At 50.6% G+C, this 26,595-nt stretch carries 20 protein-coding genes and 2 tRNA genes; 11 read left to right on the forward strand and 11 right to left on the reverse strand.

Annotated features, from left to right (window positions below; all coding sequences use genetic code 11):
- Nucleotides 1–139 precede the first annotated feature (139 nt).
- A complete protein-coding gene (locus tag I2123_RS10360; RefSeq protein ID WP_213052371.1) occupies nucleotides 140–1,186 on the reverse strand; it encodes a 3-deoxy-7-phosphoheptulonate synthase in 1,047 nt (348 codons plus the stop codon).
- 127 nt (nucleotides 1,187–1,313) lie between these two features.
- Entirely contained in the window at nucleotides 1,314–2,135 is an 822-nt protein-coding gene (gene ppsR, locus I2123_RS10365) for a posphoenolpyruvate synthetase regulatory kinase/phosphorylase PpsR (protein ID WP_213052372.1), read from the reverse strand.
- 510 nt (nucleotides 2,136–2,645) lie between these two features.
- On the opposite strand from ppsR, the gene ppsA reads away from it, so the two are divergent.
- Complete coding sequence (gene ppsA / locus I2123_RS10370; protein WP_213052373.1) at nucleotides 2,646–5,021, forward strand: phosphoenolpyruvate synthase; 2,376 nt, start codon at nucleotides 2,646–2,648, stop codon at nucleotides 5,019–5,021.
- A gap of 424 nt (nucleotides 5,022–5,445) precedes the next feature.
- Here the strand turns inward: ppsA and ydiK are convergent, their stop codons facing one another.
- Nucleotides 5,446–6,543 carry an AI-2E family transporter YdiK gene (gene ydiK, locus I2123_RS10375; protein WP_112168600.1) on the reverse strand — a complete coding sequence of 366 codons (1,098 nt, stop codon included), beginning with the start codon at nucleotides 6,541–6,543 and terminating at the stop codon, nucleotides 5,446–5,448.
- 332 nt (nucleotides 6,544–6,875) lie between these two features.
- Here ydiK and ydiJ point away from each other — a divergent pair, with 332 nt between their 5' ends.
- Both ydiJ and I2123_RS10385 read left to right on the forward strand, forming a co-directional pair.
- The gene (ydiJ, locus tag I2123_RS10380) at nucleotides 6,876–9,932 is read left to right on the forward strand and encodes a D-2-hydroxyglutarate dehydrogenase YdiJ (RefSeq protein ID WP_213052374.1); all 3,057 of its coding nucleotides are present in this window, start codon (nucleotides 6,876–6,878) and stop codon (nucleotides 9,930–9,932) included.
- A 16-nt stretch (nucleotides 9,933–9,948) separates the two neighbouring features.
- Nucleotides 9,949–10,368, forward strand: a complete 420-nt coding sequence (locus I2123_RS10385; RefSeq protein WP_112168601.1) for a hotdog fold thioesterase — start codon at nucleotides 9,949–9,951, stop codon at nucleotides 10,366–10,368.
- Nucleotides 10,369–10,475: 107 nt separating this feature from the next.
- Here the strand turns inward: I2123_RS10385 and I2123_RS10390 are convergent, their stop codons facing one another.
- The gene (locus tag I2123_RS10390) at nucleotides 10,476–10,880 is read right to left on the reverse strand and encodes a hypothetical protein (RefSeq protein WP_213052375.1); all 405 of its coding nucleotides are present in this window, start codon (nucleotides 10,878–10,880) and stop codon (nucleotides 10,476–10,478) included.
- 455 nt (nucleotides 10,881–11,335) lie between these two features.
- Here I2123_RS10390 and sufA point away from each other — a divergent pair, with 455 nt between their 5' ends.
- The 7 genes from sufA to I2123_RS10425 all read left to right on the forward strand — a co-directional run bounded on the left by sufA (nucleotide 11,336) and on the right by I2123_RS10425 (nucleotide 18,363).
- A complete protein-coding gene (gene sufA / locus I2123_RS10395) occupies nucleotides 11,336–11,707 on the forward strand; it encodes a Fe-S cluster assembly scaffold SufA (protein ID WP_112168603.1) in 372 nt (123 codons plus the stop codon).
- Between the two features lie 47 nt (nucleotides 11,708–11,754).
- Nucleotides 11,755–13,278, forward strand: coding sequence for a Fe-S cluster assembly protein SufB (gene sufB, locus I2123_RS10400; RefSeq protein ID WP_112168604.1), 1,524 nt, complete (start codon nucleotides 11,755–11,757; stop codon nucleotides 13,276–13,278).
- A gap of 120 nt (nucleotides 13,279–13,398) precedes the next feature.
- On the forward strand, nucleotides 13,399–14,145 hold the full coding sequence (gene sufC, locus I2123_RS10405; protein ID WP_213052376.1) for a Fe-S cluster assembly ATPase SufC: 747 nt from the start codon (nucleotides 13,399–13,401) through the stop codon (nucleotides 14,143–14,145).
- Nucleotides 14,120–15,421: a Fe-S cluster assembly protein SufD gene (gene sufD, locus I2123_RS10410; protein WP_213052377.1), complete on the forward strand. Its 1,302-nt coding sequence runs from the start codon at nucleotides 14,120–14,122 to the stop codon at nucleotides 15,419–15,421. Before sufC ends, sufD begins: the two co-directional genes overlap by 26 nt.
- Nucleotides 15,421–16,641: a cysteine desulfurase SufS gene (gene sufS / locus I2123_RS10415; RefSeq protein WP_112168607.1), complete on the forward strand. Its 1,221-nt coding sequence runs from the start codon at nucleotides 15,421–15,423 to the stop codon at nucleotides 16,639–16,641. Before sufD ends, sufS begins: the two co-directional genes overlap by 1 nt.
- Nucleotides 16,642–16,669: 28 nt before the next feature.
- Nucleotides 16,670–17,083, forward strand: a complete 414-nt coding sequence (sufE, locus tag I2123_RS10420; protein WP_213052378.1) for a cysteine desulfuration protein SufE — start codon at nucleotides 16,670–16,672, stop codon at nucleotides 17,081–17,083.
- Nucleotides 17,084–17,349: 266 nt separating this feature from the next.
- Nucleotides 17,350–18,363: a L,D-transpeptidase family protein gene (locus I2123_RS10425; protein ID WP_213052379.1), complete on the forward strand. Its 1,014-nt coding sequence runs from the start codon at nucleotides 17,350–17,352 to the stop codon at nucleotides 18,361–18,363.
- Nucleotides 18,364–18,596: 233 nt separating this feature from the next.
- Here I2123_RS10425 and I2123_RS10430 read toward each other — a convergent pair whose 3' ends face one another.
- From I2123_RS10430 to I2123_RS10450, 5 genes are all read right to left on the reverse strand, one after another.
- Nucleotides 18,597–18,833, reverse strand: a complete 237-nt coding sequence (locus I2123_RS10430) for a major outer membrane lipoprotein (protein WP_056773575.1) — start codon at nucleotides 18,831–18,833, stop codon at nucleotides 18,597–18,599.
- A 293-nt stretch (nucleotides 18,834–19,126) separates the two neighbouring features.
- Complete coding sequence (pykF, locus tag I2123_RS10435; RefSeq protein WP_112168611.1) at nucleotides 19,127–20,539, reverse strand: pyruvate kinase PykF; 1,413 nt, start codon at nucleotides 20,537–20,539, stop codon at nucleotides 19,127–19,129.
- A 565-nt stretch (nucleotides 20,540–21,104) separates the two neighbouring features.
- Nucleotides 21,105–21,181: transfer RNA gene (locus I2123_RS10440), tRNA-Val, on the reverse strand.
- Between the two features lie 28 nt (nucleotides 21,182–21,209).
- Nucleotides 21,210–21,286: transfer RNA gene (locus I2123_RS10445), tRNA-Val, on the reverse strand.
- A gap of 213 nt (nucleotides 21,287–21,499) precedes the next feature.
- Nucleotides 21,500–22,873, reverse strand: a complete 1,374-nt coding sequence (locus I2123_RS10450; RefSeq protein ID WP_213052380.1) for an MATE family efflux transporter — start codon at nucleotides 22,871–22,873, stop codon at nucleotides 21,500–21,502.
- A gap of 254 nt (nucleotides 22,874–23,127) precedes the next feature.
- On the opposite strand from I2123_RS10450, the gene I2123_RS10455 reads away from it, so the two are divergent.
- Nucleotides 23,128–23,781: a riboflavin synthase subunit alpha gene (locus I2123_RS10455; RefSeq protein ID WP_112168480.1), complete on the forward strand. Its 654-nt coding sequence runs from the start codon at nucleotides 23,128–23,130 to the stop codon at nucleotides 23,779–23,781.
- Between the two features lie 79 nt (nucleotides 23,782–23,860).
- Here the strand turns inward: I2123_RS10455 and cfa are convergent, their stop codons facing one another.
- Together cfa and punC are read right to left on the reverse strand one after the other, a co-directional pair.
- Nucleotides 23,861–25,012, reverse strand: a complete 1,152-nt coding sequence (gene cfa / locus I2123_RS10460; protein WP_213052381.1) for a cyclopropane fatty acyl phospholipid synthase — start codon at nucleotides 25,010–25,012, stop codon at nucleotides 23,861–23,863.
- Nucleotides 25,013–25,360: 348 nt separating this feature from the next.
- Nucleotides 25,361–26,572 (reverse strand): purine nucleoside transporter PunC, encoded by a 1,212-nt coding sequence (gene punC, locus I2123_RS10465; RefSeq protein ID WP_213052382.1) that lies wholly within the window; start codon nucleotides 26,570–26,572, stop codon nucleotides 25,361–25,363.
- Between the last annotated feature and the right edge of the window lie 23 nt (nucleotides 26,573–26,595).

Consider the following 26,595-nt stretch of genomic DNA (forward strand, 5'->3'; position numbering starts at 1 on the left):
TAAATACCGTGGGATAGCCGAAGGGGATTGCTGCTGGCAGGACGTTTTAATTAACGGGGACGAGCGAGGCAGAGGGACAAAAAAGGGCAACAAAAATGTCGCCCAGAGTGAGTTTTTAAGTTTTCACCAGAACAACCGGTCAGAACCGGCTACCTGTCGCCTCTGCCAGCATCGCTAGCAGCGTTTCGGTATCTTCCCAACCCAGGCAAGGGTCAGTGATCGATTTTCCGTAAACCAGCGGTTTGCTGGCGGCGACAGGCTGTGTGCCTTCAATCAGGAAACTTTCCGCCATGATGCCCGCGACCGCGGTCGAACCGCTGCGGATTTGCTCGCAAATATCAGCGGCCACATCCAGCTGACGTTTGTGTTGCTTCTGACAGTTGCCGTGGCTGAAATCGACCACCAGCCGCTGTGGCAGGTCAAACTCTGCCAGATTCTGGCAAGCCTGTTCCAGGTCTTCAGCGTGATAATTTGGTTTCTTACCGCCGCGCATGATCACATGACCGTACGGGTTACCGGCAGTGCGGTAAATCGTCATCTGACCGTTTTTATCCGGTGACAGGAACATATGGCTGGTGCGTGAAGAGCGCATGGCATCAATCGCGATACGTGTATTGCCGTCAGTGCCGTTTTTAAAGCCAACCGGGCAGGACAATGCAGACGCCATTTCACGGTGGATCTGGCTCTCCGTAGTACGCGCTCCGATAGCGCCCCAGCTGATCAGATCAGCGATGTACTGGCCGATGACCATATCCAGGAATTCGGTCGCCGTCGGAATACCCAGCTGATTGACCGCCAGCAGAACCTTGCGTGCCAGCTCGATACCGTCATTAACGCGACATGAACCGTTAAGTTCGGGATCTGAAATCAGGCCTTTCCAGCCAACCACGGTGCGGGGTTTCTCGAAATAGGTACGCATCACGATTTCAAGACGATCCTGATATTTTTCACGCAGCACATTCAGCTTTCCGGCGTAATCAATAGCAGCTTCAATATCGTGAATCGAGCAAGGGCCGATGACCACCAGCAGGCGCGGGTCTTCACCGGTAATTATTTTTTCAATACGTTTACGTGATGCCATCACGTGTTGGGCGACCGACGGGGATATTGGCAGTTTATCTGCCAGTGCCTGAGGCGTAATCAGGCTGTCGATGCGCGTCGTACGCAGCTCATCTGTTTGTGACATGGTGCTCTCTAAAATTTGATTCTTCTCTGCGGCAGGAATACCGGGAAGTGATGGCGATCACAATAACGCAAAAACAGATGAATTCAACCACTGTTGGCAGGTTATGCCACTCACATCAGCAAAAGGGTCAGAACATGCGCCGGCTCATGCCGAAACTGTCCATAATCTTTGCGGCAATCTCTTCCACGGAATAATTTGTGCTGTTGAGATAGCGGATCTGATTTTTGCGGAAAAGTGCCTCCACTTCAGAGACTTCCATCCGACACTGGCGCAGTGAGGCATAACGGCTATTTTCTACACGCTCCTGGCGGATCGCCGTCAGGCGTTCGGGGTCAATCGTCAGTCCGAATAGCTTGTGCATATGAGGTTTCAATGCGGCTGGCAGCTGGATGTTATCCATATCATCGGCAGTGAAAGGGTAGTTTGCCGCGCGGATACCAAACTGTAGCGCCAGATAAAGGCTGGTCGGTGTTTTCCCGCAGCGGGAAACGCCGAGCAAAATGACTTGCGCCTGATCGAGATTACGCAGCGAAATGCCATCGTCATGCGCCAGCGTGTAATCAATGGCGGCGATACGGGCATCGTATTTGGTGATATTGCTGGCGGTCAGTCCGTGTGTACGGTTGGCAATGGGCGTCGGTTCTACGCCGAGCTCATTTTGCAGCGGTGCGACCAGCGACTGAACAATGTCCTGACAAAACCCTTCGCTGGCTTTGATGATGTTGCGAATATCGGGCGAAACGATGGAATAGAACACCAAAGGGCGATCGCCGGATTTTTCAAATATGTCATTGATCTGCTGAACGACCGTTTTCGCCCGTGCTTCACTTTCTACAAAGGGCAGGGAATAGGTAGTCGCATTCACCGGAAATTGTGACAACACGGCATGGCCTAAAACTTCCGCCGTAATTGCCGTGCCATCGGAAACGTAAAACACACATCTGTCCACAAACCGCTCCTGATTTCTTTCTGTTTGCCTTATCCCTTCCGGGAACCTGTTTAGTAATAACCAGAATTTCACTAAATAAAAAGGCTATTTCATCGGATGGGCATTCTTAAATTCATTGCTGCGAGATACTGCGCAAAATGACTGTAATAAATGAAATGGGATTTTAATTTTTTCGCGTTATCCCGCACCTTTTTGATTTGCTTCAGCAGCGCGTCAGCTTCTCTGGTAGCGTAGTGTACATAACGAAATGTCCGGTTATTCATCGCTGATTCATAAGGGGTTATAGGTTTTTTACAGGAAGAAAGCCTAAAGACACTCTGGAATTTTCCTAAACAAAAATAGTTTGATTTGCTGGAACGATTCACCTGTCCTGCTCTTATGGATCAATATGCTAGTCTCGAAATGACCGCGTGTTTGAAAGGACATGCAGTTAAAGGACATTAAGTCATTTGACTGTGACTGAATTACGACTCTCTGCTCTCCTACTGAATATTAAGAAAGGATTGTTTCATGGCTCATCTCGATCCCGATTTACGCAATGTTATCTGGTACAACCAACTGGGTATGAACGACGTTGATAAAGTCGGGGGCAAGAACGCATCCCTCGGGGAAATGATCACTAATTTGTCTGAGTTAGGGGTTTCTGTCCCTAACGGTTTTGCCACCACTTCTCAGGCGTTTAATGATTTTCTTGATCAAAGTGGTGTTAACCATCGCATTCATGAGTTGCTGGATAAAACCGACGTCGATGATATCGCTCAACTGACGCAGGCGGGGGCGCAAATTCGGCAGTGGATCATCGAGACGCCTTTCCAGCCTGAACTGGAAGTGTCAATCCGCGAGGCGTATCAGCAGCTTTCGGAAGGCGAACCTGACGCTTCCTTTGCCGTGCGTTCTTCTGCCACTGCCGAAGATATGCCCGATGCATCCTTCGCCGGGCAGCAGGAAACTTTCCTGAACGTACAGGGCTTTGATGCGGTACTGATTGCCGTGAAACATGTGTATGCCTCTTTATTCAATGACCGTGCGATTTCCTATCGTGTGCATCAGGGCTATGACCATCGCGGCGTGGCACTCTCGGCCGGTGTCCAGCGCATGGTGCGTTCCGATCTTGCGGCCGCGGGGGTGATGTTCACCATTGATACCGAATCCGGTTTTGATCAGGTGGTCTTTATCACCTCAGCCTACGGTCTGGGCGAAATGGTTGTGCAGGGCGCAGTAAACCCGGATGAGTTCTACGTGCACAAACCGACGCTTGCCAAAAACAAACCGGCGATCGTGCGCCGCACTATGGGTTCCAAGAAAATCCGTATGGTGTACGCGCCGAGTCAGGAACATGGCAAACAGGTACAGATTGAAGATGTACCCGCAGAACTCAGCACGCAATTCTCGCTGACCGATGACGAAATTCAGGCACTGGCGCGTCAGGCATTGCTTATCGAAAAACACTACGGTCGCCCGATGGATATCGAATGGGCGAAGGACGGTCATAACGGTAAGTTGTACATCGTGCAGGCGCGGCCAGAGACCGTTCGTTCAAACGGTCAGGTCATGGAGCGCTACCAGCTCAACGGCAGCAGCCAAGTTCTGGTGGAAGGCCGTGCAATTGGTCATCGCATCGGTGCCGGGCCGGTCAAAATCATTCATGACATCAGCGAAATGCATCACGTTAAAGCCGGAGATGTGCTGGTGACTGACATGACCGATCCGGACTGGGAACCGATCATGAAAAAAGCATCGGCGATTGTGACAAACCGTGGTGGACGTACCTGTCACGCCGCGATTATTGCCCGCGAACTGGGGATCCCGGCGGTGGTGGGCTGCGGCGATGCAACCGAAAAACTCAAGGAAAACCAAAAAGTCACTGTGTCTTGCTCTGAAGGGGATACCGGTTACGTCTATCAGGATGAACTGGACTTTACGGTGCAAAGTTCTGAAGTCAATGAACTGCCAAAATTGCCACTGAAAATCATGATGAATATCGGTAATCCCGATCGCGCCTTTGATTTCGCCTGTTTGCCTAATGAAGGTGTCGGGCTGGCGCGTCTGGAGTTCATCATTAACCGCATGATTGGTGTGCATCCTAAAGCGTTGCTGGAGTTTGACCAGCAAACACCTGAGTTGAAGGCCGAAATCAGCAAATTGATTCAGGGTTACGACAGCCCGCGCGAATACTATGTCGCGCGCCTGACTGAAGGGATTGCGACACTGGGTGCAGCTTTTTGGCCTAAACGCGTCATTGTGCGATTGTCAGATTTTAAATCCAATGAGTATGCCAATCTGGTCGGTGGCGAGAAGTATGAACCGCATGAAGAAAACCCTATGCTCGGTTTCCGTGGTGCGGGACGTTACGTCTCTGACAGCTTCCGCGATTGCTTTGCGCTGGAATGTGAGGCGATGAAACGGGTCCGTAATGACATGGATCTGACCAATGTTGAAGTCATGATCCCGTTCGTGCGTACTGTGGCACAGGCGGAAGCTGTGGTGGCCGAACTGGCACGTCAGGGGCTGAAACGCGGCGAGAACGGCCTTAAGGTAATCATGATGTGTGAGATCCCATCCAATGCGCTGCTGGCGGATCAATTCCTTGAGCACTTTGACGGATTCTCTATCGGTTCAAACGACATGACGCAACTGGCGCTCGGTCTCGATCGTGACTCAGGCGTGGTGTCTGAACTCTTTGACGAGCGCAACGAAGCCGTGAAATCCCTTCTGTCGATGGCGATCAAGGCCGCCAAGAAACAGGGTAAATACGTCGGTATTTGCGGCCAGGGTCCGTCCGATCATCAGGACTTCGCCCAATGGCTGATGGATGAAGGGATAGACAGCTTGTCCCTGAACCCGGATACAGTGGTGCAAACCTGGCTTGCACTGGCAGAAAAATAAAATCTTAACGCCATAATTTAAATATTCTGAAAGCCATCGTGTAAAAACGATGGTTTTTTTTATGGCATAAAATGCGAGACGTACTGTTGGGATTAGAATTACACAGAGGGGAAATTTTAGATAAAAAAAAGCCCGTCTCGAAGACAGGCAAAGACTACACACAGCAATTTGGGGGTATACATGCTTCAGGGGAAAGCGTGTATATATATCAGTGGGTTGAAATCCGAACTGTTAATAATACTAGGTTTCTCAAGGTATTTAGTCTGTAAGAATCCTCCTAATAGGTTTTATTCTCACCTGAATAACTCTTGAATTTTTTACGAGACGAGCGGCGGGGCAGAAATTTAAAAGGAATAATAACGCCCGGTGTCTTCTCTTTTATTTGTCTGAGAGTACACCGGGCGTTTATAAAGGGACTGAATGATTAATCTTCGAGAGCTTTTAGCGCTTCTACCGGGTCTGATTCAGGCTCCGGCGCTTCGTGCACCCACAGTGAAATCAGGCGGTAAGACACAGCGAGGACGACCGGGCCGATAAACAGACCTATCATTCCGAAAGCAAACAGCCCACCGATAACGCCGGAGAGGATAAGCAGCATGGGTAAATCAGCACCCATGCGGATAAGCACTGGTCGCAGCACATTATCAAGAGAACCAACCACGCAACTCCATACCAGCAGTACGGTGCCCCAGGTGTTATCACCGGACCAGTACAGCCAGATAATGGCCGGGATAAGCACCAGCAATGGGCCAATTTGTGCCACGCAGCAAACGAACATCACCACGGTCAATACGGTGGCATAAGGGATGCCGGCAATGGCCAACCCGATGCCGCCGAGAACCGATTGCACAATGGCTGTCACGACCACACCCAGAGCCACGGCGCGAATCGCCTGACCGGCAAGGATCACCGCCGCATCACCACGTTCAGCGGCCAGACGAACGGCGAAGTGACGTATCCCCATCGCAACCTGCTCACCACGGCTGTACAGCAAGGCGCTGAATAACAGCATCAGCGAACAGTGGACGATAAAGCGACCCAGATGCCCAGCCTGTGTCAGGAACCACGATGCCGTTTGCCCGACGTAAGGCTGAACCTTAGTCATCAGAACATTTCCGCCACCGTTGATCAGCGCATGCCAGCCGGAATAGAGCTTGTGGCCGACCAGCGGAATCGAGTTCAGCCAGTGGAAATCCGGCATGTGTAAGGTTGATGGATTTCCTGCAAGAGCCACCAGCGGCGCGCCATTTTCGATTGCGCTGCTGACCAGTAAAGCGATGGGCAATACGAAGAGCAAGATCAGTAACAGCGTCATAACGATGACGGCAAGGAAGCGTCGTCCCCACATAATGCGCTGTAGTTTGATCATCAGCGGCCAGGTGGCAATGACCACCATGCCCGCCCAGGCAAAGCCCAAAATAAAGGGCTGCACTATCCAGATACTGGCGATAGTCATCAGCGCAATAAACAGCACCCCAAACATAATTTGCGGTAAGTCATAACGTTTAATTGGGAGATTCATTCATGTTTCTCAAAAGGATAAACGAAGAGGCATCAGCCTTGAGCCTCCAAAAAATTAGCGACACAGCGCTCCGGCCGGTGCCATGCATAAGCATGGAACATTCGGTTGGTTTTGGATAGCGTGCAGCAAATTTAGTTGCAACACGTTGTTGCTAAACGTGCGTTTTGCGGCACGTCATGAAACAAATGCAACAATGGTTAACCAGACGGAGCGCTTAAAAAAGAAGTATGTTAGTTTTTAATCTGGGTAAAGAACAGGGTGGATCTGCCCCGCAGATCCGGCAAATCGCTTAGCGCTTGCCAGGCATACAACAAAGACAGAGTCATAATTCAATGATCCCACAGATTTCTCAGGCGCCGGGTGTTATCCAGCTGGTGCTCGATTTTTTGGAAGCCTTAAAAAACGACGGATTTACCGGTGATCTCACCACCACATATGCCGACCGTCTGACGATGGCAACTGACAACAGCGTTTATCAGCTCTTACCGGATGCGGTTCTGTTTCCACTGGCAACCTCTGACGTTGCCCTGATAGCACGCCTGGCAGGGCAGGAACGTTTTAAAACGTTGGTCTTCACGCCGCGCGGCGGGGGCACCGGCACTAACGGTCAGTCATTGAATCGCGGGATTGTGGTTGATATGTCCCGTCATATGAACCGAATTCTCGATATTAATACTGAACAAGGTTGGGTTAGGGTCGAGGCCGGTGTGATTAAAGACCAGCTCAACGATTATTTGCGCCCGCTGGGTTATTTCTTCTCGCCGGAGCTGTCTACCAGTAACCGCGCAACGCTTGGCGGAATGATCAATACCGATGCGTCCGGTCAGGGTTCGCTGGTCTATGGCAAAACCTCAGACCACGTGCTGGGTGTGCGCGCCATTGTGCTCGGTGGCGACATGCTCGACACCACGGCAATACCCGCGGCGCTGGCCGATAAACTCGGCGAAGAGGATTCTGTTATCGGCCGCATCTATCGCACTGTGCTCGACAGTTGCCGTGATAACCGCGCGCTGGTGATCGAAAAATTCCCGAAACTCAATCGCTTCCTTACCGGCTACGATTTACGCCACGTTTTAAGTGATGATCTGCAAACCTTCAATCTGACCCGTATCCTCACCGGCTCGGAAGGTTCACTGGCCTTTATTACTGAAGCGCGTCTGAATATCACGCCAATCCCGAAAGTGCGCCGTCTGGTCAACATTAAATACGACTCCTTTAATTCCGCACTGCGCAATGCGCCGGTAATGGTCGAAGCCAAAGCGCTGTCGGTAGAAACCGTGGATTCCAAAGTGCTGAATCTGGCGCGCGAAGATATCGTCTGGCACAGCGTTCGCGAATATATCAAAGACGTCGATGGCAAAGACATGCAGGGGCTTAACATCGTTGAGTTCGCCGGTGACGACGCGGATCTGATTGAAGCTCAGGTCAGCGCACTCTGTGAACGCCTCGACGGACTGATGAGTGACCAGGAAGGCGGCGTGATTGGTTATCAGATTTGTGCCGATCTTGCCGGTATTGAGCGCATTTATAATATGCGTAAGAAAGCGGTCGGACTACTGGGCAATGCGAAAGGGCAGGCCAAACCCCTGCCGTTTGCGGAAGATACCTGCGTGCCGCCGCAGCATCTGGCTGACTATATCGTTGAATTTCGCGCGCTGCTGGACAGTCATAATCTGAGTTATGGCATGTTCGGGCACGTCGATGCCGGCGTACTGCATGTACGTCCGGCGCTCGATATGTGTGATCCGCAGCAGGAAATGCTGCTAAAGCAAATTTCAGATGAAGTCGTTGCACTGACCGCGAAATATGGCGGCCTGCTGTGGGGCGAGCACGGCAAAGGTTTCCGGGCAGAATACAGTCCGGCATTTTTCGGTGAGGAATTGTTCCATGAGCTTCGCCGGATTAAAACGGCGTTTGACCCGGATAACCGTTTGAATCCAGGTAAAATTTGCGCGCCACTTGATTGCGATGAGCCGATGATGAAAGTCGATGCGGCAAAACGTGGCACGCTGGATCGCCGCATTCCGCTGGAAGTACGTCAGTCGTTCCGTGGTGCAATGGAATGTAACGGTAACGGTCTTTGCTTCAACTTTGATGTGAAAAGCCCGATGTGTCCGTCGATGAAAATCACCGGTAGCCGTATTCATTCTCCAAAAGGACGGGCAGGATTAGTCCGTGAATGGCTGCGTTTGCTATCTGAGCAGGGTGTTGATCCGCTGGCGTTGGAAAATGCCTTGCCGGAGAAAGGGCTGAGTTTCCGCACTCTCATCGACCGCACGCGTAATACCTGGCACGCCAACAAAGGTGAATATGATTTTTCCCATGAAGTGAAAGAGGCGATGTCAGGTTGTCTGGCCTGCAAAGCCTGTTCCACCCAGTGCCCGATTAAGATTGACGTACCCGGCTTCCGCTCGCGTTTCCTTCAGCTTTATCACACCCGTTATCTGCGCCCGGCGCGCGACCATGTCGTCGCGAGCGTTGAGAGTTATGCGCCGCTGATGGCCAAAGCACCGAAGCTGTTTAACTTCTTCCTGAAACAGCCATGGGTGCGGGAAATGAGCCGTAAAAGCATCGGCATGGTAGACCTGCCTTTGCTGTCTACACCGACGCTCCGTGAGCAACTGCTGGGGCATCGTGCCAGCACGATGACGCTCGAACAGCTGGAGAAAATATCTCCGGCGCAGCGCGGTGAATATGTTCTGGTGGTGCAGGATCCGTTTACCAGTTTTTACGATGCGCAGGTCGTGGCTGATTTCATCCGGCTTATCGAAAAACTGGGTCTGAAACCCGTACTGCTGCCGTTCTCACCGAACGGTAAAGCGCAGCACATTAAAGGCTTCCTGCAACGCTTTGCAAAAACCGCTAAGAAAACTTCTCAGTTCCTTAACCGTGTAGCTCAGTTAGGCATGCCACTGGTGGGAGTCGATCCGGCGCTGGTGCTGTGTTATCGCGATGAATATAAGGAAATTCTCGGGGATGCCCGCGGTTCGTTCCAGGTTCAGTTGGTACACGAATGGTTAGATACGTGGCTGGCAGAACGTCCACCACAACAGCAGAGCGGTGAGCCCTGGTATCTGTTCGGACACTGCACTGAAAGCACGGCGTTGCCAACCAGCGGTAAGCAGTGGGGGGATATTTTTGCCCGCTACGGCGCTAAGCTTGAAAATGTCGGCGTGGGCTGCTGTGGAATGGCCGGAACTTACGGTCACGAAACCAAAAACCTGCAAAACTCGCTGGGAATTTACGAGCTCTCATGGCACACGTCCTTACAGCGTCTGCCGCGTCAGCGCTGCCTGGCGACCGGCTACTCCTGCCGCAGTCAGGTCAAACGTATTGAAGGCAACGGAGTCCGACATCCTTTGCAGGCTTTACTGGAAATCATTCCCTGATACATAAGGAAGCACGATGTCATTTTGGAAAAGAACCACCACCCTTGATGCGCTCAATGCAGGTAGTCAGGGATGCATGGTCGGGCACGTAGGAATTGTGTTCACCCAGCTGGGCGAGGATTTTCTTGAAGCTACAATGCCGGTGGATGAACGTACGACTCAGCCTTTCGGTTTGTTGCACGGTGGGGCATCCGTTGTACTGGCTGAAACCATGGGCTCAATGGCGGGATATCTGTGCAGCGAAGGTACACAGACGGTGGTTGGCGTGGAAATCAATGCCAGCCACATGAAGTCAGCGCGGGAAGGGCATGTCCGTGGGGTATGCCGTGCATTACGCGCCGGTCGTCGCAGCCAGGTCTGGCAGATTGAAATTTTCGATCAGCAGGGCGGGCTTTGCTGTGTATCCAGACTGACAACGATGGTTATCGATAGATGATCTGAGTGAATGAGTCAGGCAGGTAGAAAACAGAAGGGGCGGACAGGCTGAAAAGTTGTCCGCCTTTTTTATTCGCAGTATTCATCAGCTAACGCATTGAAACGCAATCAAAGATGATAGGGGACGCGTTTGGCAAAGTCTGTTTGGAAGGCTGTCGCTTTTTCCCAGATGCCCATCATGGCATAATACTGACAAATGAGTTTGAGCGTATGCCGCGCAAAATGGTAGCTCTGAACACGGAAGAGTTCGCAACGACCGACACTGTTTATTTCCAGTATCAGGCGGTTATGCAGTTTGCATAACGCATGCAGATAACTGTGATCATCCCCGTTTTGCAGGCATAAATTGGCCATGTCCAGACAAATGCTGTTGAGGCGTTTTAGCTGGCAGAGGTGTGCGTCAGGGCGGCGTAAGGCGGCATCCGCCATATAGAAATCCACGGTGGCATCGCGGACACTGGATTTGTATTCGTCGATCTTACTCTGCAACCACGCATTTACCGATTGAGCCATTCTCAGTATTCCGGTTTATCTTAATGATAATCATTATCAAAGAACGAACATCATATTGTCAAAAAATAACCGGATCAACGTTTTCATCGGTTTTTTCATTTTTCCGCGAAAATGAGTAAACAAAAAGAGCCTTATTATTGCGTTTAGGGTGAATTCATAAATAGGCATTTCCGATGAATGTTTTATAATAGACCTAATGAAAGCTATTAAACCATGATCTTTATAAGGTTAATTTTGCGTTTTTTAACAAAAAATTGACAACTTATTCAATCAGTTGATGGTTGCGGTGTTCAAGACCCGCTGGCAACCAGACCCAAAGCCGATGCACATTGAGTGGCGTTCCTCGTGGGTCATCGCTATACCCTCTTAAAACAAGAGGTTGAAGTGATAAATGTTATCACTAGAATAGAGACAATAGGTCTTGTCTATGACCGTAAAACTATGAGGTAAGACAGATGCAAACTGAAACTGTCGGCTCGTTCTCTTTAGACGACAACGTTTGGCAAGGCGTGATCCTGACTGATGCTGCGGCGAAACAGGTGAAAACCCTGATGACCCAGGATCCAGAAGTCAAAGGTCTTCAGCTCTCGGTGAAACAATCGGGCTGCGCTGGCTTTGGCTACGTTCTGGATTTAACCAAACAACCGGCCAGCGATGACCTGGTGTTTGAGCATGACGGCGCTTTGCTGTTTGTTCCGCTGAAGGCGATGCCTTTCATCGACGGAACCGAGGTGGATTTCGTCCGCGAAGGGCTGAATCAGATATTTAAATTCAATAATCCTAAAGCTCAGCATGCCTGCGGGTGTGGCGAAAGTTTCGGCCTGTAAGCACCGGCCGTTTTTAAGATTATTGTAAACAAAGCGATGTAACCAACATGTCACGAAGCAACGTAGAAATTCCAGACGATGTGCAGTCTTGGGTCGGCGAGGGAACGAATTATAAAGAAGGGTTCTTTACCCAGCTGGCAACCGATGAACTAGCATCAGGCATCAACGAAGATGTGGTTCGCGCGATCTCCGCGAAACGCAACGAACCTGAGTGGATGCTGGAGTTCCGTCTGCAGGCTTATCATGCTTGGCTGAAAATGGAAGAGCCGCACTGGTTGAAAGCGTATTACACGCCTCTCGATTATCAGGATTATAGCTATTATTCCGCGCCATCTTGTGGCAGCTGTGATGATACCTGTGGTTCTCAGCCAGGTGCTACGCAACAGCCACCCGCAGATTCTCACGGCATTCCGGCGCTTGATGGTAAAAATTACCTGACCAGCGAAGTGGAAAAAGCCTTTGAGCAGTTGGGTGTTCCGGTACGTGAAGGGAAAGAAGTGGCCGTCGATGCAATTTTCGACTCCGTTTCTGTTTCCACGACGTACCGTGAGAAGCTGGCGGAATCCGGCGTCATTTTCTGCTCATTCGGCGAAGCCATTCACGAATATCCGGATCTGGTTCGCAAATACCTCGGTACCGTTGTGCCCGCGCAGGATAACTTCTTTGCTGCGCTGAACGCTGCGGTCGCCTCCGACGGCACCTTTGTTTACGTTCCAAAAGGCGTGCGCTGTCCGATGGAGCTGTCGACCTATTTTCGTATCAACGCGGCCAAAACCGGTCAGTTCGAACGTACTATCCTGATTGCCGACGAAGGTAGCTACGTCAGCTACATCGAAGGTTGTTCAGCACCGGTGCGTGATACCTATCAGCTGCACGCCGCCGTCGTCGAAGTCATTCTGCATAAAGACGCTGAAGTGAAATACTCCACCGTGCAGAACTGGTTCTCCGGCAGCAAAGACAGCAGCGGCGGGATCCTCAACTTCGTGACCAAACGTGCATTGTGCGAAGGCGCAGGGTCGAAGATGTCCTGGACGCAGTCTGAAACTGGCTCTGCGATCACCTGGAAATACCCAAGCGTTATCCTTAAAGGCGATAACTCGATTGGCGAATTCTTCTCCGTTGCGCTGACCAGTGGCAAGCAGCAGGCAGACACCGGGACCAAGATGATTCACATTGGTAAAAATACCAAATCGACGATCATCTCTAAGGGTATCTCCGCAGGTCACAGCCAGAATAGCTATCGTGGTCTGGTGAAGATTCTGCCGGGTGCTGAAAATGCCCGTAACTTTACCCAGTGTGACTCCATGCTGATCGGTCCGGACAGCGCCGCGCATACCTTCCCGTATGTCGAAGTGCGCAATAACACCGCGCAACTGGAGCATGAAGCCACGACGTCTAAAATCGGTGATGACCAGCTATTCTATTGCCTGCAACGTGGTATCAGCGAAGATGACGCGATTTCCATGATTGTTAACGGTTTCTGTAAAGATGTCTTTTCCGAGCTGCCGCTGGAGTTTGCTGTCGAAGCACAGAAACTGCTGGCGATCAGCCTTGAACACAGCGTCGGGTAATTCCGGCGTCTTTTCCTGTCGTTGCTACGTGGTGTGACGCGGCGACGAACAGGTTTGAGTTCAGCACAGTCAAAGCATAATCAGAATTATGAGCGCGCAGGCGCAAACTCAAGGATACGTATGTTAAGCATCAAGAATTTGAAGGTCCGTGTCGAAGAAAAGGAAATTCTTAAGGGACTTGATCTGGAGATCAAACCGGGAGAAGTACACGCCATCATGGGCCCGAACGGCTCAGGTAAAAGTACACTCTCCGCGACGCTGGCTGGCCGTGAAGATTACGAAGTGACCGAGGGTTCCGTAATGTTCAATGGTAAAGATTTGCTGGATCTTGCGCCGGAAGACCGCGCGGGTGAAGGTGTGTTCATGGCGTTCCAATACCCGGTAGAAATCCCGGGTGTGACCAACCATTTCTTCCTCCAAACTTCAGTTAACGCAGTGCGTAAATACCGTAATCTGCCGCCGATGGACCGCTTTGACTTCGCGGATTTCATTGAAGAGAAGATTGCCATGCTGAAAATGCCTGCGGATCTGCTGACCCGTTCCGTCAACGTCGGTTTCTCCGGCGGTGAAAAAAAGCGTAACGATATTCTGCAAATGGCAGCGCTTGAGCCAAGCCTGTGCATTCTTGATGAAACCGACTCCGGTCTGGACATCGATGCGCTGAAGATTGTGTCTAACGGCGTTAATGCGCTGCGCGATGGCCAACGTTCATTCGTGATTGTCACCCACTACCAACGCATCCTCGACTACATCAAGCCTGATTATGTGCACGTGCTGTATCAGGGACGTATTGTAAAATCTGGCGATTTCAGCCTGGTTAAACAGTTAGAGGAGCAGGGTTATGGCTGGCTTACCGACGAAGAGTAATGTACCTGCGGCGGGCAGTTCACATGCCATGCAGCAGCTTTACCGTCTTTTTGAAGGCCGCGGTGGTGAACAATCTGCTCACGCACATGCACACTGGCAACAAGTGCTGCGCCTCGGTTTTCCGCATGCCAAACTGGAAGACTGGAAATATACGCCGGTCTCATCCCTGTTGGGCAATCAGTTTTTTGCTCCTCAGCAGCAGGCGGTAACGGCTGAAACCGTGAAATCGCTGGCATTGCCTTTGGATTGCTACCGTCTGGTATTCGTCGATGGCCGCTTCGATGCGAGCCTGAGTGATACTGAAACGGGCGCGTTTGAGATCCAAAAACTGAACCCGGCGGCGCAGCAAACGCTGCCTGATCCGATTCAGTCTGAAGTGTTTTTGCATCTGACTGAAAGTCTGGCGCAGGATCCACTATCTGTGCGTTTACCTGCGGGTAAACAGGCTGAGAAACCGCTGTATCTGTTACACATCAGCAGCGGTCGTGATCAGTCACGTGAAATGAATACCGTCCATCATCGCTATCATATGGCGATCGAAAGCGGCGCTAACGCTGAAGTGATTGAGCATTACCTGAGTCTTAACGATCACGGCCACTTTACCGGTGCGCGTATGACGGTAAACGTGGGCGACAATGCTGATTTCACGCATTACAAGCTGGCATTTGAAAGCCAGGCGAGCTTCCACTTCTCGCATAATGATTTGGTTATTGGTCGTGATGCACGTGTCGCCAGCCACAGTTTCCTGCTGGGCGCGGGTTTGACCCGTAATAACACCAGTGCGCAGCTTAACGGCGAGAACACCAATCTCAACATGAACAGCCTGGTTCTGCCGGTTGATACTGAGATTGCTGATACCCGTACGTATCTGGAACACAATAAAGGTTATTGCAACAGCAACCAGTTGCACAAAGTGATCGTCAACGATCGCGCGAAAGCCATCTTCAACGGCATGATCAAAGTGGCGAAGCACGCACTGAAAACCGACGGCAAGATGACCAACAACAACTTGTTGCTGGGCAAGCATACTGAGGTCGATACTAAACCTCAGCTGGAGATTTATGCCGACGATGTGAAATGCAGCCACGGTGCGACTGTCGGTCGTATCGACGATGAACAGCTTTTCTATCTGCGTACCCGTGGTATTAGCGGTCAGGATGCACAGCAAATGATCATCTTTGCATTTGCTGCTGAACTGACGGAAGCCATCGAGAATGAAACCCTGCGTGACGTCGTGATTGCCCGTATTGCGGGTCGACTCAATCGAGGTAAGTAATGACTTTTCCACTGGAAAGAGTACGTAGCGATTTCCCTGTGCTGAGCCGTGAAGTTAACCGCCAGCCGCTGGCTTATCTTGACAGCGCAGCCAGCGCACAGAAACCGCGTCAGGTTATTCAACGTGAAATGTCTTTCTTCGAACAAGGTTATGCTGCGGTTCACCGCGGCATTCACACCATGAGCGCAGAAGCGACAGAGCAGATGGAAAACGTCCGCACTCAGGCCGCTCATTTTATGAATGCGGCTTCTGCGGAAGAAATTGTTTTCGTCAAAGGTTCCACGGAGGCCATTAACCTCGTCGCCAATACTTATGGCCGTGTACTGTTGCAGCCGGGCGATCGAATTATTCTGACCGAAATGGAACACCACGCGAATATCGTGCCCTGGCAGATGCTGGCGAAAGAGCGCAATCTCCATATCGACGTCTGGCATTTGACGCCGGAGGGTGAGCTTGATCTCGCACAGCTCGACGCGCTGATCACCCCGCGTACGAAATTGCTGACGCTGGCGCATGTTTCGAACGTACTGGGTACCGTGAATCCGCTGGAAAAAATCATTCCTCAGGCTAAAGCCGCCGGTCTGACCGTACTGGTAGATGGCGCGCAGGCTGTGATGCATTACGCCGTGGACGTTCAGGCGTTGGGCTGTGATTTTTATGTCTGGTCAGGGCATAAACTTTACGGGCCAACCGGCATCGGTATTCTGTACGGTCGTAAAGAATTGCTTGATCAGATGCCACCGTGGGAAGGCGGCGGTTCTATGATCAAACACGTCAGTCTGACCGAAGGTACCACCTTCGCGGCAGCCCCCTGGCGTTTTGAAGCCGGTACGCCAAATACCGGTGGCATCATGGGACTGGGCGCAGCCATGGAGTATGTGACTGAGCTGGGTCTGGAAAATATCCATGCCTACGAAAATGAACTGATGGCTTATGCGCTGGAACAAATGGCGAAGGTACCGGATATTCATATTTACGGTCCTGCCAGCCGTTCAGGCGTTATTGCGTTCAATCTGGGGAAACATCATGCTTACGATGTGGGCAGTTTCCTCGATCAATACGGTATTGCCATCCGTACCGGTCACCACTGTGCGATGCCGTTAATGTCTTTCTACGGTGTTCCGGCTATGTGCCGCGCGTCGCTTGCGATGTACAATACCCACGAAGAAGTCGACCGTCTGGTCGCAGGACTGCAACGTATTCACCGGTTGTTGGGTTAAGCCCGGCAACCCCGCTCAGGATGTTGTTATGGCTTTGCCAGATAAAAATAAGTTAGTCAGAAATTTTTCCCGTTGCCCAAACTGGGAAGAAAAGTATCTGTATGTCATTGAACTCGGCGGCCAGTTACCGGCTCTGCCGGAGGAATATCGTCAGGATAAAAACCTGATTTCCGGTTGCCAGAGTCAGGTGTGGATTGTCATGCGCACGGATGACACCGGTGCACTGACTTTCGGAGGTGACAGCGATGCGGCCATTGTAAAAGGTTTGGTAGCTATCGTGTTCAGTCTCTATCAGGGGCTGACGCCGCGTGATGTGGTAGCGCTGGATGTGCGTCCGTTCTTCACCGAACTGGAACTCAGCCAGCATCTGACACCTTCACGCTCTCAGGGGCTGGAAGCAATGATCCGGTCTATCCGCGCGAATGCCGCGGCGCTTGCTTAACACCTGACTGACCGCTTTGCTCATTAGGAATCGTCTGCTAATGAGCAAAGCCTTTTTTGTTCTTCCCCTCGCTTCATTCCGTTTTACTCCTGATTTTTCATCTGTTTAAAATTCGATTTTGCCACGTTTAATGCCTGCCTAACGATAAGGTAACTTTCTGATTTTCTGCGGTTTGATTGCTCTGAAATTCTGCGCTGCTAGTATTGACAGACAAGATAATTGTCTGGACTCAGATTGTCTGAGTGCAGGCCAAAAAAGGACTGAGTATGAGACGCGCATTACCCCTTCTGGCAATGTTAGTTGGCACAATGATGGCAACGCACTCCCTGACCGCAAGTGCAGCAGAATATCCTCTGCCGCCGGATAATAGCCGCCTGATTGGCGAAAACACGACTTATGTGGTGCCAAACGACGGCCAGCCGCTTGAAGCCGTTGCCGCCAAATATCAAATTGGCCTGATCGCTATGCTGGAAGCCAATCCGGGCACCGATCCTTATTTGCCGAAACCCGGCACGGTGCTGACCATCCCTTCGCAAATGCTGTTACCTGACACCAAGCGTGAAGGTATTGTGGTCAACCTCGCGGAATTGCGTCTGTACTACTATCCGAAAGGCGAAGATAAAGTCGTCGTCTATCCGATTGGTATTGGCCAGTTGGGTCGTAACACCCCAGAGATGATCACATCGGTCAGCCAGAAAATCCCTAATCCGACCTGGACGCCTACCGCCAATATCCGTAAAGCCTACCTGAAAGACGGTATTAAGCTGCCTGGCATGGTGCCAGCGGGGCCGGAGAACCCGATGGGGCTGTTTGCGATGCGTTTGTCAGCAGGGACAGGGCAGTACCTGATCCACGGGACAAACGCTAACTTTGGTATCGGGATGCGCGTGAGTTCCGGTTGTATCCGTCTGCGCCCTGATGATATTGAGGCGCTTTTTAACACCGTGCCTAAAGGGACTCGTGTACAAATCGTCAATCAGCCGATCAAATATGACATCGAACCTGACGGTAAACGCTATATCGAAGTACATCAGCCACTCTCACACACCGAAAAAGACGATCCGCAGACCAAACCGATTGCGCTGACTGCAGCGATGAAGAAATTCATCAAGCATGACGACACGAATGCTGAGATGGTGAAAGAAGCCATTAAACGGCGTTCAGGCATGCCTGTGGTAGTAAGCGTCGGTGATAAAGCGACGGGAACGGCCCCGGCTGTCAACGAACCGCAGACCGCAGCGGCCACACAACCTGCAGTGGATACAGCAAGTACGCAGTAAAGGGTACTGAAACCATTCAGAAGCGTTTTTTGTCAAAGGAGCCATCATGGCTCCTTTTTTATGTCCAAAGCCCTGGCGGGAGGCGGAGGGTGCTTTTAGAGGAGATGAGTAACACAAAAGTGTTATTCAGAAACAAATGAGAGAGAGGCGAGGAGCAATGACATAACTGCGGGGGAAATTACAGGTAAAAAAAATGGCGCACTGAGTGCGCCATTGAACTAGAGAAGTAAATATTACTTCTTGTAAGCGTGAGCTTGGTTGTCAAGACGTTGGTTAGCGCGTGCTGCGTCGTCTTTAGCTGCCTGAACGTCAGAACGCATTGCGTTCACGTCGTTGCTCAGTTGGTCAACTTTAGAGTTCAGAGTAGAAACGTCTGAAGACAGTTGATCGATTTTAGCGTTGCTTGAACAACCAGCCAGCATAGTTGAAGCCAGGATTACAGCGCCCAGTACCAGTTTAGTGCGATTCATTATAAAACCCTCTAGATTAAGTTAATCTCCATGTAGCGTTACAAGTATTACACAAACTATTTTCTAATGAGAATAATTTTTTGTCGGTAAACGCTATATTTTGATCGTTCGCTCAAAGAAGCATCTTTTTTTACGAAAAAGTTAAAAATTGCAGGGAAAACAGCTGTATTCCATGGGACTTATCCCAATTTCATGCATTCTATTTTCTGCACTTTTTAAGAAAAAAGAGGCTTTTCGAAAAAATAAACGCCACGGTAGGCAGCGTTTATTCATGCTCTGGGTCACATTTTTAATTAAACAACGTGCACCGAAGAAGTATTGGTCGTGCCGCTTTGAACCAGCGCGCCAGAAACCATCACTACAATATCACCTTTCTGCGCTAAACCGCTTTCAATCGCCGCTTCTTTACCAATGCGATAGAAATCATCAGTAGAGGCAATTTCTTTCACCAGTTGAGTCACAACGCCTTTGGTCAGGATTAACTGACGTGCAGTGATTTCGTTAGTGGTCAGCGCCAGGATAGTCGCGTGCGGGAAGTATTTACGCACAGCTTTAGCAGATTTACCACCGCTGGTTGCAACAACGATCAACGGAGCATCCAGTTTTTCGGCAGTTTCTACTGCGCCACGGCAGACGGCTTCAGTAATGCGCAGTTTGCGGTTGTCGTTCTGACCATCGATGCGGCTCTGCATAACGCGGTCTGTACGGGCGCAAATGGTCGCCATGATGGTCACAGCTTCCAGCGGGTATTTACCTTTAGCACTTTCGCCAGACAGCATCACGGCATCAGTACCGTCGATGATGGCGTTAGCAACGTCACCCGCTTCTGCGCGAGTAGGGCGTGGGTTTTTGATCATGGAATCGAGCATTTGCGTTGCGGTGATAACCACTTTGCGTGCACGGTTACATTTTTCGATCATCATCTTCTGCGCAAAGATAACTTCTTCAACCGGGATTTCAACGCCGAGGTCACCACGGGCAACCATGATGCCGTCTGAAGCTTCAAGGATTTCGTCGAAGTTGTTCAGGCCTTCCTGGTTTTCAATTTTGGAGATGATCTGGATGTGCTCGCCACCGTGGTTTTTCAGGTGTTCGCGGATTTCCAGAACGTCAGAACGTTTACGGATGAAAGAGGCAGCAACGAAGTCAACGCCTTGCTCACAACCGAAGATCAGGTCGCGTTTGTCTTTCTCAGCCAGTGCTGGCAGTGCGATAGAAACACCTGGCAGGTTAACGCCTTTGTTTTCGCCCAGATCACCGTTGTTCAGAACTTTACAGGTCACTTCGGTTTCGGTGACGTTAGTCACTTCCATACCGATCAGGCCATCGTCCACCAGAATGGTGTTACCGATTTTCAGGTCGGCAGCAAAGCCAGCGTAGGTCACAGCAACGCGTTCAGTGTTACCAATTACGCTCTGGTCGGTGGTGAAAGTGTAGGTCTGGCCCGCAACCAGTGCAGCATCTTTGCCGCCTTCCAGTTTCATGGTACGGATTTCAGGACCTTTGGTGTCCAACAGGATAGCTGCTTTGTGGCCAGTCGCGGCCATCACGTTGCGGATGTTCTTAATGCGTTGACCGTGCTCTTCGTAATCACCGTGAGAGAAGTTCAAACGCATTACATTCATGCCTGCATCAAGCAGTTTGGTCAGCATTTCTTCGGATTCAGTTTTCGGTCCGATGGTACAAACAATTTTGGTCTTTTTCATGACGATTTTATCTACAAGTTGTGATGGATTGGAAACGTGTTTGCCTGACAGCATGGCTGCCCGCGCGGAATTGAAGTCTTGCCTGGTTGATCAAATCATTACTAAGCGTAGAAGACTGTGAAAGGAATGGTGTAGTTAGTTCAGCCAAAGCATAGCGATTAGTGCGATTTAAGATCGCTACGGGAGTGGTCACGCTTATATAAGTGCGATATCGACAGATCAAGGGGCTGAAACCATTCAATCGAAGAGACGATGCGTATTATAGAGGGGAACGAGGTGGGAAACCAAATAAAAAACGTGATAATGCGCAAGCTTAGGGCAGATGACTGAGCGTTGTTGCGCAAATATCCAAAGCGGGCAGCGGGGAAATCACAGGCATAACAGTTTCGTTACGTGACTTTCGAAAATGCTACAAAGACGAAATAAGCCGACAAGAAGACCAATGGGCGCAAGGAGTCTGTCGATATACCGTTGGGAAGATCAGGGGTAAAGGTTCTGTGGAAATGAAGGTGTTTGAATCAGGAAAGTACTGCAGAGGTAAAGGCGAGAGAGTAATAAGAGTTGCTGGTGCGTCCGAGTGGACTCGAACCACCGACCCCCACCATGTCAAGGTGGTGCTCTAACCAACTGAGCTACGGACGCACATCATGCAACGGTACAGCTAAGAAATTGGTGCGTCCGAGTGGACTCGAACCACCGACCCCCACCATGTCAAGGTGGTGCTCTAACCAACTGAGCTACGGACGCATCGTTTTCTTTCTTGTCAGCCAGTGTTGGCGACGGGGACGAATATTAACGACGTCTCTGAAGGCTGGCAAGGGAAAAAAGACATTTTTCTTACATATTGTGCGCGACTGACGAGCTTATGCGCATTGCGTTGTTTTTTTAGGCATAACGGCCATCAGGGAGGGAGAAAAGGCCACGCACCGGTGAATAATTCATCGTGCGTGACCGGTAAACCTATCGGCCAGCTTTTTGCAAAATCGTGAATGAAGGTTGCTTCTGTAACCAGCGCATACGGAACGTCATCATCACGGCGGCAAACGTCAGCCCGAGAATAAAGCCGCACCAGAACCCGCTCGGCCCCATCCTCGGAACAAGGAAATCCGTCAGCCCGAGCATGTATCCGACCGGCAATCCCAGCACCCAGTAGGCGACAAACGTAATATAGAAGATAGAACGCGTATCTTTATAGCCGCGCAGAATGCCGCTGCCGATGACCTGAATGGCATCTGAAATCTGGAACAAGGCCGCGAATATCAGCAGATGGGAAGCCAGCATCACGACTTCAGGGCTGTCGTTATAGAGTGCGGCAATATGTTCACGAAAGAGAATCGCTGTCGAGGCCGTACAGCAGGCCATGATAATTCCGGTGAAGATACTGGTATATGCAGCCACTTTGGCGCCGTCGACCGAGGATTTCCCCAATTGCGAACCAACGCGGATCGTCGCGGCCACGCCGAGCGACAGTGGGACGACAAACATCAGCGAGCCCACGTTCAGCGCGATCTGGTGGCTGGCCACTGCCACAATCCCCAGTGGAGAAACCAGCAGAGCGACGATGGCAAACAGTGTCACTTCAAAGAACAGCGCCAGCGCAATCGGCATGCCGAGCTGAGTCAGGCGGCGTAACGTTGGCCAGTCGGGTTTGGCGAAGCGTGTTGCGGGGACGATATCGCGCATCGTGTAATTACGGCGCACGTAAAAGCGCATCATAAAGAACATAACCCAATACACCGTACCCGTTGCAACACCACACCCGACGCCGCCAAGCGCGGGGGCACCGAACTTACCGTAGATGAAAATGTAGTTAACCGGAATGTTCACCAGCAGGCCGATGAAACCAAAGACCATGCCCGGCTTTGTTTTCGACAATCCTTCACACTGATCGCGCAGGACCTGGAAAAATAAATAGCCCGGTGCGCCCCACATAATGGCGCGTAAATAGCCGACGGCTTTTTCTTTCAGTTCCGGATCGATGTTATGCATCAGGCCGATAATCTGATCGCAGTGATACAGCAAGGCGATGATCAGCACGGAAACACCCGAGGCCAGCCAGAACCCTTGTTGTACCTGATGACCGATTTTATCCCGTCGGCCTGCGCCATTGAGATGGGCAATCGTCGGCGTCAGCGACAGTAATAAACCGTGTCCGAATAAAATAGCCGGTAACCAGATGGAGGTCCCGACGGCGACGGCGGCCATGTCCGTTGCACTGACGGAACCTGCCATGATTGTGTCCACCACGCCCATGGAGGTCTGGGCTATTTGCGCAAGGATAACCGGGATGGCAAGCGCTAATAAGACCCGCGCTTCTGCAAGGTACTTCTGCACACATACACCTTTATTTTTGATTATATTGGATGAAAAAACGCCACGTCAGGTGGCATTAAAGACAAGAGAATAGCCCGAAGATTGTACCGCTTCCTTTTTTTTAAGCAAACGATGCTGTTAATGGTCGGTTAAATAATGATATCCAATCAGGCAGTGCTATTTGTGCCGTGCAGATTTGGCTTTCAATTAAATCTGCGGCAAACTGGCGTCAGCGTTGTCTTAATACAACAGAATTCAGCATTGAGGAAAGGGCTATGTTTACCGGAATTGTTCAGGGAACCGGAACGGTAGTGTCGATTGACGAAAAACCGAATTTCCGTACCCATATTGTTCGCATGCCAGAAGATATGCTGGATAACCTCCAGCTCGGCGCTTCTGTATCGCACAATGGCTGTTGCCTGACGGTAACGGAAGTGCAGGGCGATCTGGTCAGCTTTGACCTGATGAAAGAAACGCTCCGTCTGACTAATCTCGGCGATTTAAACGTCGGCGATCAGGTCAATCTGGAACGCGCTGCGCGGTTTAATGATGAGATCGGCGGCCATTTAATGTCGGGCCATATTATTTGCACCGCGGAAGTCGCCAAAATTCTGACTTCCGAAAATAACCGTCAAATCTGGTTCAGAATGCCACATGAAGATTTGATGAAATATGTATTACATAAAGGTTATATCGGCATCGACGGTATTAGTCTGACCATCGGTGAAGTGACCCGTACCCGTTTCTGCGTGCATTTAATTCCTGAAACGCTACAGCGAACGACATTAGGCGCTAAGCGTCTCGGTGACAAAATTAATATCGAGATCGATCCGCAAACTCAGGCGATTGTCGATACGGTAGAACGCGTGTTAGAAAGTCGTGAAGCGGCTATTGCCACGGCGAAGGCGATGATCGAAAAGGCGGAATAAACCTTTTTATCCTCGTTAAGATAAAGAAAAACCGGACACAAAAGGCTGTCCGGTTTTTTTTTGACCAGGGCCCGCGAGATTAACGCGGAACGCGGATACCGCCGTCTACACCCTGCGGGCTGAATACCACCTGCCACAGCTGAATATCGCGTGCGCGAAAAGCTCCGGCGCAGGCGTTGAGGTAATAGGTGAACATCCGGTGGAAGCGGTCGCCATAACGTTCAGCCAGTTGCGGCCAGTGCTGCTGGAAGCGTTCGTGCCAGGCCATCAGCGTGCGGTCGTAATCTGCGCCAATATTGTGCCAGTCTTCCATCACGAACAGGGATTCGCTGGTGTGTGCAATCTGTTGAATCGAAGGCAGGCAGCCGTTCGGGAAGATATATTTATCAATCCAGGGATCCACGCTCAGGTCTGTTTTATTCGAACCTATGGTGTGCAGCAGGAAAATACCGTCGGGTTTAATATTGCGTTTAGCAACATTGAAATAGGTCTGATAATTCTTCGGCCCAACGTGTTCAAACATACCGACGGAGACGATGCGGTCAAACTGATCGTTTAAATCACGATAATCTTGCAAAAGAATGGTGACATCCAACCCTTCGCAGCGATCCTGCGCGAGTTTTTGCTGTTCAGCAGAAATCGTCACACCCACCACGCTGACGCCATAATGGCGCGCCGCGTACTCAGATAATCCGCCCCAGCCACAACCGATATCCAGCAAGCGCAGGCCCGGTTTTAATTGCAGCTTGTCACAGATCATTTTGAGTTTGGCTTCCTGCGCCTCCTCAAGGGTGGTCGCATCTTTCCAGTAGCCGCAGGAATATTGCATATAAGGGTCGAGCATAAGTGTAAATAAATCATTGCCCAAATCGTAATGCTCTTTACCAACAATCCACGCGCGCTTACGGGATTGCAGATTCAGAATACGCGCAGCTGCGATACGAAGTGTGTCTTTAAAATGGCGGGGAAGTTTATCTTCTAAACCGGCTCGCAATACGCGCTGAAAAAAGATATCCAGGCGTTCACATTCCCACCAGCCGTCCATATAACTTTCACCCAAACCCAGAGAACCTTCCTGCAAAACACGCTTGTAGAAGTCAGTGTTTTTTACTTTAAGGTCAAAAGGGCGGTTACCATTAATCCGGATATCCGCGGAGGATAACATTTCGCTGACGATCCGATACCACTGATTATCCTGAATGCTTTGATCTTCTATACACGATGAACTCATAGCTTCTCCATCACTTTCTCTTCTGACTTATTAACCTGCCGGGAAAAGCAAAGGCTATTTTGCAGGTCTTTATGAGAACAGACGACTGAGCGCCTCGTCCGATATTCGACACCAACAGAGGAAATTTAGAAAAACCCCCACAAACTACAAGGTTTGCAGGACAATCATCCATGAAAAATAGTGTGACGCACTCCGCGGGGCACACAAAAGCTTGTAATAAAAGTTTTGTAAAAGTGTTATTTTTAGAGGTTTTATTGAGTATAGGCTCGACTGCATACATTCTCAATAGTTAATCGCTTTGGATGCTAATGACCTTTAAGTGATTGTAACTAAAGGTCATTATCGCGATCAGTGAGTATGTTGTGCTTCAACTTCCTGCGGGGTTTCTTCCACGCAAACTTGTTGGTTTACTTGCCGTTGTGACAGCCAGCGACCCAACACGACCAACACTATTGTAGACAGCATGGTGGTCACTGTCGCCATCAGTGGATGCGCAATAAATGCGGAAACCATCAGACTGGCGATAAAACACAAACCTAACTGAAGTGTATTTTGCAACGCGGCGGCTTTGCCTGTATTAGCAGGAAATGGCATTAATGCATTTGCGACAACAATTGGATAGATTGCGCCATTCACCAAAGCCATGAGACAGAACGGTATTAACAAGCTCACCAACCCGGCATCGGTGAACATCGCGATAACGAAAAGCCAGACCACGCTCAGGCAATATCCCGCCAGCAACCACGGCAGAATTTTATTGCCATCCAGTTTACTGATCAGCATTCGGCAACCAAAACCGCCCAGCAGGAAAGCGATCGTTTGAGGTACGTAACTCAGGCCGATGACCGCCGGTGAGTAACCCATATCGCTTAAAATAAACGGAGATCCGGTCAGCCAGGCGAAGAAACCGGCAGAGCAGGTGGCATAAATCATCACGTTGCCGGTGTAAACGCGGGATTTCAGTAAGGTGCCGAATCCGGCTTTACTTTCAGGCGGATGCTCAGCAGGTTTGTTTTCTCGCAAAGTGAGCGTGGTGATAACAAGTAGCACCGCAACGACCGTCAGCAGGGCGAAAATGGCTTCCCATTCAAAATGATTCAATACCCATGCGCCAAGCAGCGGAGCGAGCGCTGGGGAAAGGGCAACCAGCGGCATGATACTGGCGAACGTTTTCTTCGCCACGTCCGCAGAGAAACGATCAACGACGATCGCCTGCCAGGTGACAGCAGCAGCACAAACGCCCATCGCCTGCAGGAAACGCAGCGCCAGAAGAGCACGGACATTTTCCACCCACAGAACCCCAAGACAGCCGATGGCAAACAGCGTCAGGCCGATCAGCAGCACCGGTTTCCGGCCTATACGATCGGAGAGCGGCCCCCACAGCAGTTGCCCGACAGCAAAGCCGCCGAGGAAAATACTCAGGCTGGCGCTGATCATACCCGGACTGGTCATCAGGCTGGTTTGCATTGCGCTAAATGCAGGCAAATACATATCGGTAGCTAAAAAGCCGAGCATGCTCAATCCGGCGAGATAGAGCATAAATCCAAAGGAGGGTTTCATTTTGGTCTCATTAATGTGTTTAT

It is taken from the genome of Rahnella inusitata (genome assembly GCF_018288855.1).
Lineage (GTDB): Bacteria > Pseudomonadota > Gammaproteobacteria > Enterobacterales > Enterobacteriaceae > Rahnella > Rahnella inusitata.